This is a genomic window from Pseudoalteromonas sp. L1, assembly GCF_021728095.1.
GTDB lineage: Bacteria > Pseudomonadota > Gammaproteobacteria > Enterobacterales > Alteromonadaceae > Pseudoalteromonas.
The window spans coordinates 289717-311762 of the sequence record NZ_JAKKCT010000002.1 but is presented as its reverse complement, the minus strand read 5'-3'; the positions used below and the strand labels follow the sequence as shown (position 1 = coordinate 311762).

Annotated in this window: 12 protein-coding genes; 3 read left to right on the top strand and 9 right to left on the bottom strand. The window is 42.8% G+C overall.

Annotation, left to right across the window (positions count from 1 at the left end; translation table 11 throughout):
- Nucleotides 1–110: 110 nt before the first annotated feature.
- A complete protein-coding gene (locus tag L3V38_RS07590) occupies nt 111–8714 on the top strand; it encodes an Ig-like domain-containing protein (protein WP_237118961.1) in 8604 nt (2867 codons plus the stop codon).
- Nucleotides 8715–8847: 133 nt separating this feature from the next.
- Here the strand turns inward: L3V38_RS07590 and L3V38_RS07585 are convergent, their stop codons facing one another.
- The 7 genes from L3V38_RS07585 to L3V38_RS07555 all read right to left on the bottom strand — a co-directional run bounded on the left by L3V38_RS07585 (nt 8848) and on the right by L3V38_RS07555 (nt 16381).
- Entirely contained in the window at nt 8848–9678 is an 831-nt protein-coding gene (locus L3V38_RS07585; RefSeq protein WP_237118960.1) for a sugar phosphate isomerase/epimerase, read from the bottom strand.
- A 73-nt stretch (nt 9679–9751) separates the two neighbouring features.
- The gene (locus tag L3V38_RS07580) at nt 9752–10507 is read right to left on the bottom strand and encodes a gluconate 2-dehydrogenase subunit 3 family protein (protein WP_237118959.1); all 756 of its coding nucleotides are present in this window, start codon (nt 10505–10507) and stop codon (nt 9752–9754) included.
- Between the two features lie 2 nt (nt 10508–10509).
- Nucleotides 10510–12189 (bottom strand): GMC family oxidoreductase, encoded by a 1680-nt coding sequence (locus L3V38_RS07575; RefSeq protein WP_237118958.1) that lies wholly within the window; start codon nt 12187–12189, stop codon nt 10510–10512.
- A 1-nt stretch (nt 12190) separates the two neighbouring features.
- Nucleotides 12191–12883, bottom strand: coding sequence for a DUF1080 domain-containing protein (locus tag L3V38_RS07570; protein ID WP_237118957.1), 693 nt, complete (start codon nt 12881–12883; stop codon nt 12191–12193).
- Nucleotides 12884–12907: 24 nt separating this feature from the next.
- The gene (locus L3V38_RS07565) at nt 12908–14128 is read right to left on the bottom strand and encodes an MFS transporter (RefSeq protein WP_130152236.1); all 1221 of its coding nucleotides are present in this window, start codon (nt 14126–14128) and stop codon (nt 12908–12910) included.
- A 33-nt stretch (nt 14129–14161) separates the two neighbouring features.
- A complete protein-coding gene (locus tag L3V38_RS07560) occupies nt 14162–15214 on the bottom strand; it encodes a sugar phosphate isomerase/epimerase (protein WP_237118956.1) in 1053 nt (350 codons plus the stop codon).
- 6 nt (nt 15215–15220) lie between these two features.
- Nucleotides 15221–16381, bottom strand: coding sequence for a Gfo/Idh/MocA family oxidoreductase (locus L3V38_RS07555; RefSeq protein ID WP_237118955.1), 1161 nt, complete (start codon nt 16379–16381; stop codon nt 15221–15223).
- A gap of 163 nt (nt 16382–16544) precedes the next feature.
- Here L3V38_RS07555 and L3V38_RS07550 point away from each other — a divergent pair, with 163 nt between their 5' ends.
- Complete coding sequence (locus L3V38_RS07550; protein WP_054552042.1) at nt 16545–17270, top strand: AraC family transcriptional regulator; 726 nt, start codon at nt 16545–16547, stop codon at nt 17268–17270.
- Here the strand turns inward: L3V38_RS07550 and L3V38_RS07545 are convergent.
- Nucleotides 17267–18127 (bottom strand): BadF/BadG/BcrA/BcrD ATPase family protein, encoded by an 861-nt coding sequence (locus L3V38_RS07545; RefSeq protein WP_237118954.1) that lies wholly within the window; start codon nt 18125–18127, stop codon nt 17267–17269. The two genes, L3V38_RS07550 and L3V38_RS07545, sit on opposite strands and share 4 nt — an antisense overlap.
- Nucleotides 18128–18129: 2 nt before the next feature.
- A complete protein-coding gene (locus L3V38_RS07540; RefSeq protein ID WP_237118953.1) occupies nt 18130–18858 on the bottom strand; it encodes a copper homeostasis protein CutC in 729 nt (242 codons plus the stop codon).
- Nucleotides 18859–19247: 389 nt separating this feature from the next.
- Here L3V38_RS07540 and L3V38_RS07535 point away from each other — a divergent pair, with 389 nt between their 5' ends.
- Nucleotides 19248–22037 carry a TonB-dependent receptor gene (locus L3V38_RS07535; RefSeq protein ID WP_237118952.1) on the top strand — a complete coding sequence of 930 codons (2790 nt, stop codon included), beginning with the start codon at nt 19248–19250 and terminating at the stop codon, nt 22035–22037.
- Nucleotides 22038–22046: the final 9 nt, after the last annotated feature.

Below are 22046 nucleotides of genomic sequence, written 5' to 3'. Positions count from 1 at the left end.
ACACCTCCAAAAAGTGTTGTGTAAGTAGTTATTAAGTATGGAAAAAAGCAGAAATTGCTTCAAATCATGGGATTTTATGCGTATCAAGCGCAGGTTAGGGGTTGAGTATCATGCGATTAAATAAAATAACTAATTCTATTAGGCTTGTTGGTTTATCAACAACCTTGACTGCATCAATAGCAACCTCGGCTGCAACAATTGATTATACCAATGTAAATACAGGGGGGGCAGTAAACGACTATACCTCAACAGTCAGTCTATCTACTAGCACAAACTTTACAATTGATTGGGGAACCGGTCTACAAGGTAGTAACGTATACACCGATGAACAAGTATATGCAGCGAATGCTGCAATGTTGCCATTTGACACGGTATCAAATATCGCTTTCAATGCTTCTACAGGTGGTTTTCAGCTATTAGCTACAAATAACTTTTCATTAGACTCTATGTACTTAGCGCGAAGAGCTACTGGTAGCACTAGTGATAACGTTTTTACTATTACAGGCTACCGAAGTGGTAGCGCGGTTGTTACCGATGATTTAACATGGAGTGTTTTTTCGGCAGGCAGTGCTGAAACCTTTACCAGAGGCTCAGGTACTTGGTCGGATGATGTTGAATGGCAAAATATAGATACATTAGTTGTTACTTGGGCTACAACCTCAGATGGTTCTGGTGGTGTGGTTGGCACTACAGACTTTCAGGAGATAGCTGTTCTGAATATGGTGGTAACTAACCCTGTAGCCTCCGATTCAACCCCACCAACAATCAGTGAAGTGACATCTGTTACTACCCCAACGAACGATAATACGCCTAACTACACCTTTACTACCGATGAGGCTGGTACCTTGTCTGTAGGTGGTAGCTGTGGTACGTCGACATCTACAACTATCGGTGGTACAGGTAATCAAACTATAACTTTAACTCAAACTGATAATTCAACTGCTTTGGCTGACGGTACTTACAGCAACTGTACTATCACTGTGACCGATGCAGCTAATAATCCTAGTTCAGTTTTGAATATAACCAGTTTCACAGTGGATACTTCAGCGCCAGCGGTTGCAGAAGTGACCGCAGTGACCACTCCAGGGAGTGACAGTACTCCAAGCTATACATTTAGTACCACTGAAACGGGCACACTTTCAGTAGGAGGGAGTTGTGGCACCTCAAGCTCAACAACGATTAGTTCAACAGGTAACCAAACCATTACTCTGACGCAAACCGATAACAGCACACCGCTCGTCGATGGTACATACAGTAATTGTACGATTACAATAACGGATGCTGCGGGTAATACTAATACGCCACTGGCGATAACTGCTTTTACAATTGACAGTATAGGGCCTACGTTTGATGGGGCAAATTCGACGCCAAATGATGATGCTACAGGTGTTGCAGGAAATGCGAATATCGTTGTCGACTTTAATGAAAATATATCCCTTGGAACGGGGAACATTACTATTCGTGACGTCAGTAGCAATAGTGACTTTGAAGTATTTAATGTAGCAACCGAGAGCGATGGTACAACGACAAGCCCAAGTGCCGGTCGTATAGGCATTACAAATGATAAAATTTATATAAACCCTAGCAATAATTTAACGGGTAATCGTAACTACGCTATTCGTATTGACGCAACTGCTGTTGATGATTCTGCGGGAAACAGCTTTCCAGGTATAAATGATGATACAAGCTTTAATTTCTCGACAGGTAACACTGCACCTGAAGTTGACTTAGATTCAACGAGCGGCAGTGACGATAGCAGTGTATCATTCTCTGAAGGGGCTGGTGCGGTCAATATTGCAGCGAATGCGGCTGTGACAGAAACAGATGGCGACACGATAACAACCATTACCGTAAGTCTTACAAACGATCAAGATGGTGTATCTGAAGGGTTAAATATTAGTGCATCAGCCCAAGATGCATTGACGGGAGTTTCAGGATCGTCTGATATTACGCTACAAGATACAATATCTATAACTGGCGCAACTGCTTCTGCAGCAGAAGTACAAACATTTCTACAGGCCATCACTTACAACAATACTTCCAGTTCACCGAATCAAACGTCTAGAACCGTCACCGTTGTCATAAATGACGGTACAGATAATAGTATCTCTCGCACAGCGACTGTTTCCGTGAATAATACCACAGCGGCGATCAGTACTGCAGCCAGTTTTAATACAACAAACGGCACGAATTTATCTCCAGCAATTACCTTCACCAGTGATGATGAAACACTGACTATTGCTGATCCCAGCCATATTGTCGGCTCAATTGCAGATGGTGGCGCGGGTACTGATATCTTGTCTGTAGCAACAGGCTCTAATCTAGCTAATTTTACGACATTAACTAATTTCGAAACATTAACGCCAGAAAATGATGGATCTCTGACACTTACAGAAACGCAGCATGATGCGTTTACCACGATCAATGGCTCAGGTACTAACCAATTTACAATATCGAGTGCTGATGGAGATCAAACCCTAATCGGTGATAGCGATATCGAGTCTTATGTGCTGGGTGCGGCAATGAGCTTTACACTGGCTAGTTCTGCGCAGAGTGTTACGGGAAGCACTGGAGTTGATACTATAGATGTTGCAGGTTTTACGACAACAGGTACGCTTGCAGGTGGTGCGGGTACAGATACGTTACGAGCGGATACTGGCGCAAACATCAGTGGTGCAACGCTTAGCAGCTTTGAGTCATTGACCTTGAGTGATAATGCGTCAGTCACTATGACGGAAGCTCAGCATGACAGCTTCTCAACAATCACAGCTGCGGCAACCGAGACGATTACAATCAGTGATGTGAGTGATGGTTTAACGGGTAATAGTGCAATTGAAACTTACATACTTTTAGCAGCTAACTCCTTTACGCTCGGAGCTGTTGGGCAAAGCGTAACAGGAAGCAGTGGTGACGATACAGTAAATATAGGCACATTGAATGCAACTGGAACGCTGGCTGGAGGAAGTGGAACAGATACACTCATACTCAGCAATAGTGGGAATATTGCTGGCGCAACGGTTAGTGGTTTTGAAAATTTATCAGTAGCAGAAAATGGTTCAGCTACAATTTCGGTAGCGCAATTATCGTCGTTTACCGGAACAGTTTCTGGTAGTGGAAGTGAGTCTTTAACACTGTCAGGCGACGGTGATATTACCACTATTTCTGCAATTGAAAGTTACACACTGTCTGATGATTCTACAAACGCACGAACAGTGACAGTAAGCAACACTAACCACTCTGTTACAGCTACTTCAACTTCAGATGCAGTGACCTTCGATTTAGGTTCGCTTACTTACACAGGCACAATCACGGGTGACAATACGACTGCGGACACATTATCTTTGGGTTCTGGTGCTGATATTACTGCTGCAACTATCAATGGAGTAAGTAATTTAACGGTAGAATCGGGTGCCAATGTTGCAATGACAGTCAGTCAGCACCAAAACTTTAACGGTACATTGACTGCCAGTGGGTCGGAAACTATTACGCTAAGTGGTGACGGGGATATAACAGCACTAACAGGTATCGAAAACTATCTGGTTGGTGATGATAGTTCTAATACTCGAACAATCACAATTTTAAGCGGTACGACATCTGTTACAGCTAATTCAACCTCAGATGCTATCACATTTGCTATCGGCGGAAGTGCTTACAGTGGCACATTAACTGGCGATAGTAGTGTTGCTGACAGTCTATTAGTAACTGATGGTGCAGACGTCAGTGGTGGTGTATTTAATAGTATAGGAACGCTCAGCTTAGCGAGTGGTGCAAGTGTTGCTATTGATGCTGAAAATTTAAATGATTTTACAACTGGGATTACTGGCAATACAGGTATTGAAACACTAAACCTTATGGATGGGGGAACCTTTGACTTTGCTACAACTAATGTTACTGGGATCGAAGGGATCGCAATTGGCACTAATAATTTAGCAACAATTAATTTAACTGATAACTTCAATGCAGATACACAAACAGTGTCTGTTACTAATACCACTGGCAGTGCAATAACTGCTGATCTAGTAATTGATGCTTCAGCGTTTGTTGGCGATGTTCTTGAAATTACCGCTGCTGACTTCGATGGAGCAGATACGATGATTGGTGGTAGTGGTGCAGATACTTTCCGCCCCGGTGGGGGAACAGATACCATCACAGGTAATGGTGGAAATGATAACTTCATTGGTGAATCAAGTGATTTAAATGGTGATACACTGACAGATCTGAGTATTGGTGACGTAATAACGATTACTGGTATTACTGGATTATCAACCAGTAATGTGCGTTTTAATGGCAGCAGTACTCTCGAGATTGATACTGATGCTACTGACTTCTCAAGTCCTGAAATATCACTCTCACTTACAAATGCTCCAGCGAGTGATCTTGTGTATACAGTCGCTGACTCGGGCAGTGATACTGTGATTACTTTTGGATCTTCAAATAGTGGCCCTGTTTTTAGTGGCTTGAATGGAGGAAGCACGTTTACTGAGGGCGGTTCAGCGATCGTAATTGATGCCAATGTCACAGTCGCAGATAGTGAGCTAGACGCACTTAATAGTGGCAATGGTAATTATGATGGCGCATCGGTAACTATCGCGCGAGCGGGTGGGGCCAACAGTAATGATCTCTTTACTAACACAGGGTTGCTGGGAGCCTTAACTCAAGGAGGTGCGCTGAGCTATAATAGCAATGTGGTGGGAGCGGTAACCACTAATTCAGCAGGAACATTACAACTTACTTTCAACAGTAATGCGACTTCAGTTATCGTTGATAGTGTGTTGCAAGCAATTGGCTACATTAATAATGCCAATAACCCTGCCTCACCAGTCACGCTTAACTATACTTTTAACGATGGGGTGATAGATAGTACGGGCACCAATCAGGCGATTGTAACAATTGTACCTCCAAGTGTTCCGTCGAATAATGCCCCTGTCATTTCAGGTCAACCTATTACTTCGATAGATGAAGACACACTTTATAGCTTTACGCCTTCTGCGACAGATTCAGATGGCGATAGCTTGGAGTTCAGTATAACGAACTTACCATTATGGGCTAGTTTTGATAATACGACGGGAACAATCTCAGGCACGCCAATTGAGGGACAAAGTGGTAGTTACGATAATATTGTTATTACAGTCTCCGACGGTGAACTTGAATCAGCTCTAGCTGCATTTAATATTAGTGTGAATCCAGTTAATGATGCACCTGTTATTTTCGGTGTACCGCCCATCGAGGTGAAGCAAGGTGAAAACTATAGTTTCACGCCTACCGTTGAAGATGTTGATTCAGACACATTCAGCTTTTCTGTCTCTAATCTACCTGCATGGCTGAGTTTTGATACGTCTACGGGCAGACTGTCAGGCACGCCTGATATTACTGACGTAGGTAATTATGAAAATATTGTCATTAGTGTCAGTGATGGTTCATTACAAGCAAGTTTAGAAGGGTTCTCTATCCTTGTTACTGCGACTAACGCAGCGCCAGTAGCCAATAACATGCAGAGAAATGTCCAAGAAGATGGGACAACGAGCTTTGTGGCAGATGTTCAAGACGCCAATGATGATCCATTAGTTATCGAACTTATCTCGCAACCTGAAAATGGTAACGTACAAGTACAAGGGACGATTTTTACTTACACACCGAGTCCAAATTTTCATGGCAATGATACATTTACTTATCGTGTTTCTGATGGACAATTATCATCTAATGACGCTTCAGTGGTGATAAATGTAAGTGCGGTAAATGATGTCCCTGTGGCGAATGACGATAACTTTAATTTTGCAGCCGTATCTGATAATCAATATACATTATCAGTACTTGAAAATGACACCGATGCTGATGGCGATGCATTGCGTATCATTGGTGCAAAAGCGTCGATAGGCACAGTATCTATCAACAATAACACGTTGAGTTATCAAGCAATTGAGAATACTCAAGGCCCAATTCTTATTCATTATATTATTGAAGATGAGAATAAAGCTCGAGCTGAAGCGACCGCAACGATTGCTATCAATAGTGATGACTCGTCTGCAATGCCAGTAATCACAGCCCCTGCAGATTTAACTGTCAATGCAACGGGTTTATTCACCAAAGTTGATTTGGGGATAGCAATGGCGTTTGATAGCTCAGATAATCCTCTACCTGTTTCGCTCGTACGTGGAGCCCCCATTTTTGCACCGGGTAAACACTTAGTGTACTGGCAAACCGAGGATAATGAAGGTCAACAAGTAACGACAACTCAGCAATTAAACGTCAATCCTCTTGTATCATTACAAAAAGATAGTCGAGTTGCTGAAGATAAAGAGCATGCCGTTAAAGTGTATTTAAACGGACCTGCTCCAAGTTATCCAGTGGTAATTCCTTACACTGTATCTGGCACAGCGGACAGCGCTGATCATGATTTACAATCTGGCGAACTGGTTATTAGCTCTGGCGTGTCGGCGAGTATTCCACTAATGATTTTTGCCGACAGTAGTGATGAAGGTAATGAAACTATCGTTATAACACTTGGTGACTCCGTGAATAAGGGCGCAAAATCTACTTCAACGGTGACAATTGTCGAAGACAATGTCGCGCCAAACATTGAGACCTTAGTTTTACAGAATAACCAACAACGCAGCATTATTACTGCTTCAGATGAATTGGTGACAATTACCGCAAACGTATCAGATCCAAATCCAACGGATGAAGTAACTGTTGAGTGGGATTCTGCGCCAGAGTTTGTAAACACTTCAAATGATCCGTTCATTTTTGAGTTTAATCCAGCCGTTGTAGCTTCTGGCATTTACAAAGTACGTGTTACTGCAAAAGATGATGCTGTACAAAGTTTGTCGACTATGAAAGATGTTTATATTGAAGTAATACCGTCACTACCTGAACTGACTGCGGTTGATAGCGATGGCGATTTAATACCTGATGATCAAGAAGGGTATGTTGACTCTGATAGTGATGGTATTCCTGATTTTATGGATGCAATCTCTGATTGTAACGTAATGCAAGAGCAAGCATTAGAGTCGTCAAAATTTTTAGTAGAAGGAGACCCTGGAGTATGTCTACGCAAAGGGGCTACGGTCCCGCAAAATAATACGGGCGGTTTGCAGTTGCTAGAAACAGAATTACCGGAAGATCCAACTGCAAGCAACACTGGTGGGCTATTCGACTTTATAGCAACGGGTTTACCACAAGTTGGTGATACCTACAGTATTGTTTTACCGCAGAGACAACCTATTCCTGTAAATGCTGTTTATCGGAAATTAATTAATGGAGATTGGCAGAACTTTGTAATTGTTGACGACAATGAAGTACTGTCAGCGCAAGGTGAAGTAGGTTTCTGTCCTCCGCCTGGTAGTAATGAATGGACTACAGGGCTATCTGAAGGGGATTGGTGTGTACAACTACGTATTGTTGACGGTGGTCCAAATGATGATGATGGTGTTGCCAATGGTAGTATTGTAGACCCTGGTGGTGTTGCTGTACCAACCACAGGAAATAACGCCCCAATCGCGAATGCGGATGCTGTGACAATTATGGCTGAGGAATCTGTCGTTATTGATGTGATCGCCAATGATGAAGACATCGACAATGATACCCTTACCATTACTGGTGCAACGGTTGATTTCGGTACTGTTGTCATTGAGAATAATCAGCTTGTTTACACGCCTATAGTCGGGTTTATCGGGGATGCGAATATTCAATACAGTATCTCTGATGGGATGGGAGGAACGGCTAATAGTACTGCAATTGTGACTATTAAAGTTAATCAAGCTCCAGTGACACAAAATGATAGCGCATCTACCAATGGAGAAACCATCACAATTGATGTTTTAGCTAATGACAGCGACCCAGAACAAGGTGAACTGTTCTTAGTTTCGGCTACTACAGAATTTGGTACCTCCGTTGTTAACAGTGATGGTACGTTGAGCTACTCACCAGCGAGTGGTTTTGAAGGGGTGGATACCATTAACTATATTGTGAGAGATGCACAAGGTGCGCAATCTCAGGGAAGCGTTTCAGTAACCGTTGAGTTAAAACAAACTGTTAATGTGAGCAATAAATCATCAGGTGGTGGCCTTGGCATGATCACTTTGCTCGTTGTTTCTGCTTTTGTTGTGAGACGTAGAGTGTCTAGGTTACCGAGTTTTGCTTTTCTATCCGCTAGTTGTGTATTAGCAAGTTCAGCAGCCGCGGAAGATTGGCAAGTGTCTGCAACCCTAGGTCAAGCGACAGCCCAAAGTTCATATTCATCTGAGCAATGGGTACAAACCGCGATTGATGACGAAAGCGTTAGTTGGTCCGTTGGTGCTTTTTATAATTTAAAACCTAATTGGAAGTTGGGTATTAGATATATTGATTTAGGCGAAGCGAGTGTTAATTTTTCTAAAGAAACGAGTAACCCAGAGCAAGCGCATTCAGAGGTTTTAGACAAAGCGCCAGCCTTACCTAATGGCCTAGCAATCCAAGCTAACTACTTAGTTGATTTAGCTTCATCGCTCAAAGGGGAATTGTTTCTAGGTGCGTATCACTGGAAATATAAAATAAACAGTCGTAGAGATAATTTAAATACTATCGTCAAACGGGATGAAGGAACTGACCTTTTTATTGGCGCAGGTATCAATTATCAAATACTTGATTCGGTTAGTATTGGTGTTGACTACACACGGTATTTTGTTTCTAAGAATGATATTAATGAAATTGCTTTTTTAATGAACTATCAATTTTAACTGTTCAAAAGCCAGCACTTTTGTGCTGGCTTTTTTATTAGAGTTAGCCGGTAGAGCAAAAAAACACGTGGAGTTGAATTAGCAAAGCCATACTTATTTTTACAAAAAGTGTGGGCCTATAATACCAAGCTCTTTAGCGATTATGTAAAAACTTATCCAAGTTCTGTTTTGATTTAGCAACGCTTTGTAGTGGGGTTAATCCGCTCGGATATTCTTCTTGTTCAAGCACTAACCACTTGGTGTTGCCGTGAGACTCTAAAGTATCGATGATGGCAGGCCAATCAATGTTGTTTTCACCAATAATCGGGCTCATGTTGCTGCCCTCAGTCGTGCGTACTTTAATGTGCGTTGCAAGTGTACGGTTAGGGTACTTTTTAATAAAGTAGATTGGATCTTTATCTGCGTAATTGACCCAGCCAATATCTAACTGCAATGGCATAGTTTTGGGTGTATTACTGGCAATATAATCCCAAAACGTTGCGTTATTAAAAGCATTAAACTCTTTATTATGATTGTGAAAACCGATCTTCATATCAAAGCGGCCTGCATAATCACTGACTTTAGTAAGTTCTTTAACCAGAGATTTAACACCTTCTGGGTGCCATGCTCGCTCATCCCAAGGTACATAAAGTGTCGTAACGCCAAGAGTCTTGTAAAACAGCAGGGTGCTATCAATTGTGTTTTCACTGAGTGCATCAAAGCCTATATGGGCACTACTGGCGACTAAGCCTAATTCACTGAGCTTTGCTTTTAAGGCTGCTGGGTTATTTGAGTATGGGCCAAAATCTCCGGCAAACTCCACGCCGTCAAAGCCCATTTCTGCAAGAGACTTAAGCGTACCATGAAAGTCATTTTTTAAGGTGTCTTTGACTGACCATAACTGCACACTCACTGGCAGTTTTGCGAATAATTGACCACTAAATACAAGGCTAAAAATGAGCAATAAAATGCGGGTTTTAAACATACTTAAATCCTAAAAAAGCAGGGGAGAGCTCCCCTGCATTAAACTGTGTTATAAAACAACACAAGGGGGAAAGTTAATCGGTATAGGCGTACTCGCTTAAACCAAGCTCAGCTAAAACCTGATCTAAATGAGCTTTTGCTTCATCAGAAGGGCCTGGGTAATCACCTGCAATAGGCACATTGCCAAGGTAACCTATGTCTTTACAGCCTTCAGGTGTACAGAAAAAGGCTGCGAGCACTAACTCTTTAAAGCGTAAAAAGGCTTTACCAATACGCTGAAATTGCAGAGGTGTTTGCTCGTTTAAAAACGCAATATCGTTTAAAATCTCGCGGTGTTGCTTTTCATTAAGTGCAACAAATTGCTTTTTAAAACGAAGCTGTGCTTCATCGTTAAGCCACGCGAGTGAATTTAAAATTTTAATTCTATCGCGTTGTTGGCCTTCATAAGGCGCGCTTACCCACTCATTAATAACTGCCGGTACTTGTAGCTCACTGGCTGAAGGAATAGCGCCTTCACGCGGCACAATGTAATCAGATAAAAGCGCTACCAAAGTGAGTTCATCCGCCGTTAAGGTCAGCGGCCAAGGTGATTCTGGTGGCATCACCAAATTAGGATCTTGACCATAGCCTTTAGCGGTTACAGGCTTGATATCTAAATCAGGCCAATGTTCTTTTGCAGAGAGTGCACCGTCATCTTCCAGTGCTTTTGTGCAGCCAGCAGTTAAACCAACCGCCGAGCCCGCAGCTAATAGACCAAGCCATTTTAAAGACTCACGGCGGCTCATGTTAGAAACATAGTTATATGAGTCATGTTCGTTACGATGATGCATAATTAAAGTACCCCGTTATCAATTTGTTGAGCAAGCCAAGTTGAATTACGCATTGCCAGTGTCATGATGGTGAGCGTACAGTTTTTATGAGGGTTAGAAGCAAATACACCCGCATCCATTACAAATAGGTTATTACAATCCCATGTTTGACCCCATTGATTGGTGACTGAGTCTTTCTTTGAGCTGCCCATTCGTGTGGTGCCCACTTCGTGAATGATTTCGCCACCTTTAGAAATGGCTTTTTCTGCAGGCGGGAGTTCGCCAACGGTCGCCCCCATGTTTTCTAAGATTTGCTTCGCGGTTTTTAAACCATGTTCAATTTGCTTTAATTCTCTGTCAGACCACTTAAAGTGGAATTTTGATACCGGAATACCCCATTTATCTTTCACATTTTCGTCAATTTCCATGTAGGTATCTTTGTTCGGTAACATCTCGCCACGCAGAGCAAAACCAACATAAGAGCCATATGCATCACGAATTTGCTGTTTAAGGGCAGGACCATAGCCTTGTTTATCACCCGATACACCCGAGCCTGGTTGTCTAAAGCCACCGCCAATTTCAAAGTGATAACCACGTGGGAAATCTAATTCATTGTTAGCTTGTGCTTGGTGTCCCCACCAAGGAATAAATAAGTGATTAGCGGTGTGTCCATCTTCGTTATAACGTGGGCGACCTTTAAGTGCTGGAATTTGCGCACCTAACCATGCACCTGTCGAATCCATTAAGTTTCGACCTACTTGGCCACTTGAGTTAGCAAGGCCTTTAGGGTGCTTTTTATTCTTTGAATTTAATAAAATACGCGCTGATTCACAGGCGCTGGCCGCTAAGATAACCACATCTGCATCAAGAGCATGTTCGGTTACTGTGTGTTTATCAACATAAGTGACGCCAGTGACTTTACCTTGCTCATCAACTTTGACTGATTTAACCATGGCATCAGTAATAACTTTTAAGTTACCGGTGGCTTTTGCCATAGGCAATAGCGATGTCGTCGTTTGAAAAGCAGCACCAATTGAACAACCAGAACCACAAGGCGTTGCATAAAAACACGCCATGCGATCATCTTTCGGGCGGGTTAATACCGCACGGTGCATAGGCACTGCTTGAATGCCCATTTTCTTTGCAGAAGCGGCAATTAAAAGCTCAGGAACACGCGGCTTTGGTGGCGGCTGTAAAATACCCGGTGACGAATCTGGCATATCCTCATGGCCTGTATTAGTGCCACATACACCCACAAGTTCTTCAGTTTTATCGTACCAAGGTGCTAAATCAGCGTATTCAAATGGCCAGTCGGCACCATGACCATCACGGCTTTTGCCTTTAAAATCGTGTTCACTAAAGCGTAATGAATAGCGGCCCCAGTGGTTAGTTCGACCACCTAACATACGTGCGCGCCACCAATAAAAGTCGCTTCCTTTGGCGCTGGTATATGGCTCATCAGGTACTTGCCAGCCGCCATCAACGGTTGCGTCGTAAAAGCCAAAGTTTTTGTCTTTGTTACCTGCACCCATAAGTGGGGCTTCGTTGTTACGACGAAACATCGGGCTTTCTGTTTTCGGGTCATAATTACGGCCCGCTTCAAGTAATAATACTTTGTGGCCAAGTTTAGTAAGCGTATAAGCAGCCATTGCACCGCCAGCACCAGAGCCAACAACCAATACCTTGTGTTTAAAATCAGACATCTTATAGCTCCTTGATTTTTATATTTTTAAACCATACTTTGTCGCCGTGGTCTTGAAGCCCGATGTGACCTTGCTCTGCAGTTGCAAAGTTTTGCCAAGTTGCAAACTTACTGCCTTTAACAAGGGTGTTCCATGTTGTACTACCAATCACAATGCTGGTGGTGCTGATACCGTTTTGCCAAACTTGTAAATGGTTGTCTTGCATTTTAATACGCACATGGTTCCAGCTATTTGCTGGCTTGTGCGCCGCAATTGGCGCTGCAAATAAATCGTAAATTGACCCCGCTAGATGTGAGTCAATTTCAGTATCTGGGTGTTCTTCGTTATCAATAATTTGAATTTCAGGCGCATGAGAGTAAATCATCTGTCCGGTTTCATCGGCCAATACAAAAATACCGCTATTGCCTTTGGTAGAGATTTTCCAATCAATCTGTAGTTCAAAGTTTTTGTACTGCTTTTTAGTAAGCAGATCACCGCCACCTTTGGTTAATGTCATAGCGCCATCTTCAACCACCCATGCAGGATTTAAAGATTCGCTTTTAAAGTTACGCCATTGCGACATATCTTTGCCGTCAAATAATAACTGCCAGCCAGCTTGCTTTTCTTGTTGTGTAAGCTGATTGTCAGCCGCATTAGCGAGTGCACAGCTACTAACGGTGAGTATTAAAGTCAGTGCTTTAAGAGATTTAAACATAGTGTTCCTCGACGATTTACTTGCTTAAGACGCACATTTCTCGGTGCGTTTGTTGTTATTAATTACTAAATACAACCCAATGAATGCGACGATTAAAATAATTGGGAAGATCAGTAGGTTTTGTAATACAGCCTGTCCGGCTAAAATTTCAATTTGTTCAGCGCTTGCGCCACTTGCCTGTGCTGATGAGCGTGCTGTATCTATCCAGCTACCAATCACAGGGTTCCAAATGCTCATAGCAAACATGCCAGCACCGCCCATTAACGACATACCCAGCGCGCCTGACTTTGGAATGTATTCAGCAACGCAACCAAGCATGGTTGGCCAAAAGTAGGTAACCCCAAGTGCAAAAAGCATCGCTGCAAGATAAATCATGCTGCCCTCGGCCTGACTCATCATAAAGATTCCTAAGCTTGCACAAATGGCAGAGCCAAGTAATACCCCAGTAGGGTTGAGCTTATGCACAATAGGGCCTGCAAAGAAGCGACCAACTGCCATCAGACCTGTTATTAAAGCTAATACCACCATAGGAGAGGCACCCGATGAACCTAGAATACGCTCAATCCATTGTTGTGTGCCAAACTCAGTGGTTGCTGTGAGTGTCATACAGGCAATTAAAAAGAGGTATAACGGCGTGAATAAGTGGCGAATATTGCTGCTGGTTGAGTGAGTACGCGTATCAAAGCGTGGAAATTGTGCTTTAATCAACATAGCGCCATAAATAACTGTAGGGACTAAAATTAAGGCCACTTGCCATTGCCAATTTAAACCCGCTCCCGACATAAAATTCGACGCAAGGGCGCCAATCACAATGCCACCTGGAAACCAAACATGAAAACGGTTTAGCATGGTGGTGGTGTTTTTAGGGTACATTTCTGCAATTAATGGGTTACAGCCTGCTTCAACAGCGCCGTTGGCAAAACCAATCAAAAAAGTAGAAACCAGTAAGCCCCAAAAACCATCAGCTGTTATCGTCAAAACAAGACCAAGTAAATGACAGATAAACGCTAACGCCACTAATTTCTTCGCGCCAATGGCATTATAAATAATACCGCCGACCATAGTCGCAACCGGAAAGCCTAAAAATGCCATGGCATTAACCCAACCTAATTCGGTGTCGGTTAAGCCAAACTCACTGCCAAGTTGACCCAAAATACCAGCACGAATGGCAAAGGTCATAGAGGTCACAATCAGTGCTATACAGCAAAGCCGAAAGACAATGCGGTTATAATTATTGTTGTCCATATTGTGTGTCCTGTGTGTTCTATTGTTGTCGGTTTATAAACCTAAAATTCGATTATTACGCTCAGTGTTTGTTGCGCCACTGGCAAAATCGTCAAAGGCTTTGTCTGTTGGGTTTATTAAGTGTGCTTTAATAAACTCAGCGCCTTCTCTTGCCCCATCTTCTGGGTGCTTTAAGCAACATTCCCATTCAAGTACAGCCCAACCATCAAAGCCATATTGTGTTAACTTGCTAAAGATTTGCTTAAAATCTACTTGGCCATCACCTAAAGAGCGAAAACGCCCTGGTCGGTCTTGCCAGTTTTGAAATCCGCCATAAACACCTGAGCGGCCATTTGCGATAAATTCGGCATCTTTGACATGAAACGCCTTAATGCGCGAATGATAGATATCGATAAATGCTAAATAGTCGAGCTGTTGCAATACGAAGTGGCTCGGATCATAAAGAATATTAACGCGAGGGTGATTATTGGTTGCCGCTAAAAAGCGCTCAAATGTCACACCATCATGTAGGTCTTCACCCGGATGCAATTCATAACACACATCCACGCCATGCTCGTCAAAGCAATCTAAAATGGGTAACCAACGCTTAGCAAGCTCACTAAAGCCTTGTTCAACAAGTCCCTGTGGACGCTGTGGCCACGGGTAAAAGGTATGCCATAAAAAAGAACCCGAGAAGGTCGCATGGGTTGTTAAACCAAGGTTTTTACTTGCTTTCGCTGCTAGCATCAGTTGCTCTGTTGCCCACTTAGTACGTGCAGCAGGGTTACCTTTTACATGCTCTGCGGCAAAGTTATCGAACATTTCATCGTATGCAGGGTGTACAGCAATCAACTGGCCTTGCAAATGTGTCGATAGCTCTGAAATTGTAAGTCCATACTCTGTGGCAATACCAGTGACTTCATCGCAGTATTGCTGGCTTTGAGCTGCTTTTTCTAAATCGAAAATTTCAGGGTTTGAGGTTGGCACTTGAATCGCTTTGTAACCTAAACCGCTTGCCCACTTACATAAACCTTGAAAGCTATTGAACGGGGCTTGATCTGAAATAAACTGCGCCAAAAATATTGCTGGCCCTTTGATTTTATTCATTCTTTTTTATCCAATCTGTAATTTGTGCCATTTAGTATCTTGCTTCGATGAAGCAACAACATGCTCAATAAACGCCATGCCACGCACAGCATCTTTAATGCCAGGCACATCAAATGCTGAATTCGTTGCGTTATCGCCTTGCTTAAATGCATGAATTTGCGCTGCAAAATTGCTGTAAATGTTGGCAAATGCTTCAAGGTAGCCCTCTGGGTGACCGGCAGGGGCGCGCAGGGCATTTTGTGTGTCAGGGTGTAATTCACCCACGCCCGCTCTAAGTAATGTGGCGGCTTGATTGTGGCCTCGTAGCCATAAGCTATTAGGCTCAAGTTGCGACCATTCAAGACTGGCTTTATCGCCATAAATACGCAGGCGTAAGTTGTTTTCATCGCCAACAGCAATTTGGCTTGCCAGTAAAACGCCTTTACAACCATTATTGAATCTAAGTAGCACAGTGCCATCATCATCGAGGGCTCGGCCTTCGACTACATGGTTTAAGTCGGCGCAAAGCTCGGTAATTTCGAGATCAGAGACATACTCGGCTAAGTTAGCCGCATGCACGCCAATGTCGCCCATACAACAACTAATGCCAGACTTACTGGTGTCTAAACGCCAGCTTGCTTGTTTTGAACCTTCGTCTTCGCTGTGCGCTAACCAGCCTTGAGTGTACTCAACAATGACTTTACGTATGCTGCCTAGCTCGCCTGCTTTTACGCGATGCTTGGCTTCTTTGACCATAGGGTAACCGGTGTAAGTGTGGGTTAACCCATATAAAACCTGCTGTTTTGCAATAATGCTTTGTAATTGCTCTGCTTCTGCGAGAGTAAGCGTTGCAGGTTTATCTGAGAGCACATGAAAACCATGTTCAAGCGCCATTTTCGCGACCGGAAAATGTAAGTGGTTTGGAGTGACAATAGCCACAAAATCAATACGCTGATCAGCAGGTAATTTTGCTTCTTCGGCAAAAAGCGTTTGGTAACTGTCGTAGCAACGGCTGCTATCAAGCCCAAGTAGTTCGCCAGTTGCTTTACATTTGTTTGCGTCTGAACTGAATGCGCCTGCAACAAGCTCTATCATTCCGTCTAATCGCGCTGCAATTCGATGAATAGCGCCAATGAAGGCACCATCGCCACCGCCTACCATTGCCATGCGGATCTTAGCTTTGCTCATCTTAAGCGCTCCTAAATTTAAATAGCGTCTGCTACTGTTAATGTCATGTTATTGATAATAGGAAAGCTTAGCCAATAAGCGCTAATAAAAATTCGGTTGACAATGCAACAAAATCGGCGTTTAAAATATATAAGGCTGTTCTTTATTGAGACAAAATTAAGCGATGGATATTCAAGAGATAATAAAAAAAGCTGGTGTAAATCAGCTAATTGCTGCATTTGATTTACTGCCAGACATCCTCTTTTGGGTAAAAGACACAGATAGTAGAATCTTGCATTGTAATCAGCATTTTATTGAGCATCAGGGTTATAAAACGCTGGAGCAAATATTGCTAAAAACAGACTTCGATTTTTCACCAAAGCACCTTGCGTTTCAATACGTCAATGACGATAAACGGGTGATGGAAGGCTACATAGTAACTGACCGTTTAGAGCTCAACCAAACTCAACAAGGTGAGCTTGGTTGGTTTTCAACGTCAAAGCATGCTTTAAAAGATCACGATGGCAATGTGATTGGTACTTATGGAGTGACCCGACATCTACAAAAAACTTCAAAAGCACTTTCTCATGTAAGGGCAATTGAAGAGCCGGTAAAATTTATTCGCGAGCATTATCATCGTCAGATCAGCATTGATGAATTAGCAGAGCTTGCGCACTTGTCGGTAAGTGCTTTAGAGCGCCGCTTTAAAAAGCACTTAGCAAAAACTCCCAATCAATTTATTAACGAAGTGCGCCTCGAAAATGCCCGTAAGCTACTCATTGAAACGCAACTGCCCATTTCACAAGTGGCCTACCAGTGTGGGTTTTCTGAACCGAGTTACTTCAGCAAACAATTTCGGCGTTTGTTTGGTGAAATCCCTTCACAAATGCGCTCGCAATTAGGTGATTAAATTGCAGCTCTTGCCATTAAAATAGCTCCTTGCTCAGCACTGGCAAGAGCGGGGGTTAAATGCGCTTTACTGGCATCAGATAAGTAAGGCGTGATGGCATTGGCAATGCCGCCCATCAAGGTAACATTTTCAATACCTTGTTTTTCAAAGTAAGCGATATAGCGGGTGATGTATGCGCACGCTTCATTGATTAATTGCTGACAAAAAGCATCGTCAGAATGGCTAAAAACAAGCGGCGCAAATTTGGCAAGCTCTGCAGGGCGCGCTGATATTAAACGCTGACTTAACGCTTGGCTTGAGTCGCAATTAAGCTGGGTGAGTAGGGTATTTATTGCTGCAGAACTTTTCGCAACACCATCAAGTACTTCAAATGCTTTTCGGCAAAGTTGTAAGCCTAACCAACCACCACTGGCACCATCGCTTAGCAATAATCCGTAACCACCTAATTCACTAAATTGGCTTTGCTGCTGATAACCCGCACAAAAGCCCGTACCAAGAATAATCACCGCGCCATCATGGTGTTGATGTGCGCCTTTACAGGCAATCAGCATATCTGTTGATAGGGTAAATTTGGCAAAAGGGTGCTGCCATTTGGTCATAGCTTGATAGGCCGAGTCGATATTAGCACCGGCAAGTCCGGCATGCACAAAGGTGTTTTTCAGCTCGCTTAAGGCAAGCCCAGCTTCATGAAATGCAAGTTCAGTTGCGTGGAGTATTGACTCTTGGCTTTGTTGGCAGCTGGTGGCCACGTTTGCTGAGCCACTTATGGCTTCGCTAAGCAATGAGCCGTTTTCGTTTTCTAAACGAACTTTACACTTACTGCCACCGCCATCAATACCTAAAAAATACATTGCCATGCTTAATCCTTTGAAAGAAGCTTATTGATAGCCTCAGCATTAATTGCACCATTTTCGTTGTGCACGCATGAGTGTACATGCACAGCTGCCTTTGCTGAATGGTTTTTTATTAATTGCCAAAGTGTTGGCGCGTTTTCTAAAGTAACGCCACCACCAATTACAATTTCTATCTGATTAGCGCTGTGCGCTAAGTATGTGTTGAGCTGATTTAGACCATCAACTGCACTCTGACCGCTTTGCCACGGCGTGCCTGCTGTTAAGATGCGCTCAACGCCTAAACTAATCAGTTTATCAAGTGCGCTTAACGAGTTTGTAAGGGTATCGAATGCACGGTGATAGGTCACCATCAGGCCATGCTGTTTGGCTGTGGCAACTAAAGAGCGGGTCACTTCTAAATCAAGTTCGCCTCTTTTAACTGCACCAAATACTACGCCATGTGCCCCCGCATTAGCTGCCATTGTTATTTGCTTTTCCATTAATTCGTAACACTCAGCACTAACAATAAAATCGCCCGCTTCAGGGCGAACCATCACCATTAACTCTGCGCTATTGGTCAGGCTTTTTACAGCACAATCAATTGCAGACAAACTCGGAGTTAAGCCACCTAGGTGTAAATTACTGCACAGTTCAAAGCGCTTTGCGCCTAAGTTACTAGCCGTCGAAATGTTGTTAGCAAGCAGCTTTAAATCGCCTTCGTTTATGCACACTTCGAGAATTTTACCATTGTTCATGGTCGTGTTTTTACCATATCTATTACACCTAGTTTTTATTTACTCATTTTATACCTATTCAATAAGAACAGTTTTTATTATTTTACTATTTATAATCAGTGATTTATTTTTATTTTGGTTGTTTCATAGCACTGCTTAAAAACTAAAATGTTGTTGGGCTAACTATAAGTCAGAAAATACAAAAGTGAATATAAAATATTCCTTACGCCGATTTTGTTATATCGGTCACCGAATTTTTATTATCACTTTTTGACCGCTCCCCCCTATTCTGAAACTGAGTTTAACAAGCTATTAACTCCCAATAATCAGTTTAAAACCGACAACAATAAGATGTTTTATGAGATGTATAGACCTCATAAAGCTTGCAGAACACACAACTGGAGATAGGCATGGGCAAGCAAAGTGCGATAAAAATAAAAGGGCAAGGACGGCATTTTAAACACAATGCAATTGTGATTTCGTTACTCGCGGCAATCAATACAGGTTACGCGGCAGAGCAAGCGAATGAAGATGTAGAAGTGATTGAAGTCCGAGGTATTCGTTCATCAACCGCAGAAAACTTAGCAATAAAACGACTTTCAGCTGCCACGGTTGATGCAATCACCGCAGAAGATATTGGTAAATTTCCTGATAAAAACGTCGCTGATTCATTACAACGTGTATCAGGCGTACTCATTGATCGCGATGGTGGCGAAGGTAGTCGTGTCAGTATTCGTGGTACGTCACCAGATTGGACTCTCACCCAATTAAACGGTAACTATATTGCTTCGTCTGGCACAGGGAGCCCTGCACGCAGTTTCAACTACACACTATTGCCATCAAGCATGATCAAAAGTGTAGAAGTGTACAAAAGTGCTGAAGCTCGTATTGATGAGGGCGGTATTGGCGGCACGGTTATATTACACACCCGTAAACCACTTGAAATGGAAGCAAATTCAGGGGCGCTAAGCGCTGAGGTGACTTACGATGATGTGTCTGAGGACACAAAACCACAAGTGAATGTATTGTACTCATGGAAAAACGATGAGGAAAACTTCGGTATTTTAGCAGGCTTTACACGCCAAGAAAGACGGGTGGTTACTGTTTCAAATGAGTCTTTTGGTTGGCGTTTTTACTCTGATTCGGCGGAAGATGCAGATCAACCAGCTATTGTAGACCAAGCTACAGGTGAAGTTTATGATAATGTTTGGGCATCGTCTGGCATACATGTGAAAAACGCAGACCAAGATCGTGACCGTGATGGGTATCAAGTTGCTATTCAATGGATGCCAACAGACCGTTTAGATCTGAGCTTTAATTATTTTGGTGCAAAATTAAGTTATGACCAAGTCGGACAAGAAGTGTTCTTTGCCGAGTGGAATGATAATCACAATCCCTATTTTGGTGTTGAATTAGACGGCGACACAGTCGTTGCTTATGGTAATGGTGATAATGGTTTATTAAATGAGAATAACTGGGGTGATGCCGATGTAAACGGCGGCGTGCCGGTTCGCCGTGGTTTATTGTCGCCTCAACTAACGGGTCGTGAGCGTTTTGGTGAATCAAAGTCTAATACATTTGATTTTGAAGGTACTTATTATGGTGATGCATACAGCATTACGTTAAAGCTTGGACATACAAAAGCTGACGGTGGTTCATCAAAAGAAACCTATGCAAATATTGATGCTCGCCTTGGCTCTGTAAATAGCTGGCATTGGTCAACAAAAGGGGGCAAGCCATCTTACGAAGTATCTACAGATTTAGCCACCGATAAAGAAGCGTATCAATACTATGATTGGTTTGACTCTTACTCATCTGAAAATGAAGACTCTGAAAATTACATTCAAACAGACGTAAAATTTGACCTTGATGGCAGCTTTTTTACCCGCGTGTATGTGGGGGGAAAATATCGCGACCACGAAATTAAAGGCATGCGTAATGATTTTCGTTGGGATGATGGCATAGCTGACAACGGCGGTTACCGTGGCTATTTACCAGGTACAGAGTGGTTCCATAATCCTGATTTTCACCCAGATGCACCAACACTGGTGAGCGATCATGTGGTGGATAATAGCGCAGGGGATACAGGCGCATTTAACTTTTTAGCGTTTGATTTCAATGCCCTTGATAATTACTTAAAAGACAATTTTAGTCGAACCGTTGTACCGTCACTTTCGGGTACTTATGCATTAGAAGAAAAGATCTGGTCTGTGTATACGCAAGCTGATTTCGAATGGCAAAACTTTCGCGGTAACCTAGGTGTACGCTATGTTAATACTGAGCTGACAACACTTACGTATGATGAAGTGATTGGCCAAGATAATAATGATACCGACCCAAATGAGCGTAGCAGTGATGACGGCGAAGTCTTACCAAGTTTTAATCTCGCTTGGGATGCCACAGAAGATTTAGTTGTGCGTTTTGCTGCGGCACGAACCATGTCACGAATTAGTTATTCAGATTTAAGCCAGTCTGAAACTTATGGTCCTCCGGTGAATATAAACTCGCCGGACTCATGGACAGGACGAGGCCGAGGAACATCTGTGAATACTGGTCTTGACCCTATGTTGTCTGATCAATTCGATTTAGGTGTCGAGTGGTATTATGGAGAAGGTTCTGCGTTAGGGGCGACGGTATTTTCAAAAGATATCTCAAACCTACCAATCTCAACTCTCGAAATTGTGCAGCGAGAGCATGATTGCTGTAATGGCCCAATTGAAGTTGAAATGAACACCAAAGTAGGGGGCGGTGATGCAAAATCAGAGGGTTTAGAGCTGTTCTTCCAGCATTCGTTTGATAATGGTTTTGGTATTTTAACTAACTATACCTACACAGATACCAGCACTAGCGAAGTCTCGACAGACGGGCAAAAAACAGATGCTGAGATCCCAGGTACAGCTAAGCATCAATATAATATTTCAGTGTATTTTGAGAACGATGACTTTAGCGTTCGCGCCTCTTATAACTGGAAAGATGACCGTGCTAACGGCATACACAAAGGATATAACTTTTACACCAAAGACTATGGTCAGCTAGATGTGAATGCATCATATAATCTAACTGAGCAGCTCTCGTTTACTGCATCTGTAGTAAACCTAACAGAAGAGCTTGAAGAAGGTTATTGGAAACAGAGTAATCGCTTTACCTATAACCAGTATTCGGGTCGTCGTTTTTACTTAGGCGCAAATTATAACTTCTAACCGACATGT

Coding starts and splice junctions, on each gene's coding strand:
- L3V38_RS07545 (WP_237118954.1), bottom strand. CDS start 18,127: ATGGCAATGTATTTTTTAGGTATTGATGGCGGTGGCAGTAAGTGTAAA.
- L3V38_RS07560 (WP_237118956.1), bottom strand. CDS start 15,214: ATGAATAAAATCAAAGGGCCAGCAATATTTTTGGCGCAGTTTATTTCA.
- L3V38_RS07590 (WP_237118961.1), top strand. CDS start 111: ATGCGATTAAATAAAATAACTAATTCTATTAGGCTTGTTGGTTTATCA.
- L3V38_RS07565 (WP_130152236.1), bottom strand. CDS start 14,128: ATGGACAACAATAATTATAACCGCATTGTCTTTCGGCTTTGCTGTATA.
- L3V38_RS07575 (WP_237118958.1), bottom strand. CDS start 12,189: ATGTCTGATTTTAAACACAAGGTATTGGTTGTTGGCTCTGGTGCTGGC.
- L3V38_RS07580 (WP_237118959.1), bottom strand. CDS start 10,507: ATGCATCATCGTAACGAACATGACTCATATAACTATGTTTCTAACATG.
- L3V38_RS07550 (WP_054552042.1), top strand. CDS start 16,545: ATGGATATTCAAGAGATAATAAAAAAAGCTGGTGTAAATCAGCTAATT.
- L3V38_RS07555 (WP_237118955.1), bottom strand. CDS start 16,381: ATGAGCAAAGCTAAGATCCGCATGGCAATGGTAGGCGGTGGCGATGGT.
- L3V38_RS07585 (WP_237118960.1), bottom strand. CDS start 9,678: ATGTTTAAAACCCGCATTTTATTGCTCATTTTTAGCCTTGTATTTAGT.
- L3V38_RS07570 (WP_237118957.1), bottom strand. CDS start 12,883: ATGTTTAAATCTCTTAAAGCACTGACTTTAATACTCACCGTTAGTAGC.
- L3V38_RS07535 (WP_237118952.1), top strand. CDS start 19,248: ATGGGCAAGCAAAGTGCGATAAAAATAAAAGGGCAAGGACGGCATTTT.
- L3V38_RS07540 (WP_237118953.1), bottom strand. CDS start 18,858: ATGAACAATGGTAAAATTCTCGAAGTGTGCATAAACGAAGGCGATTTA.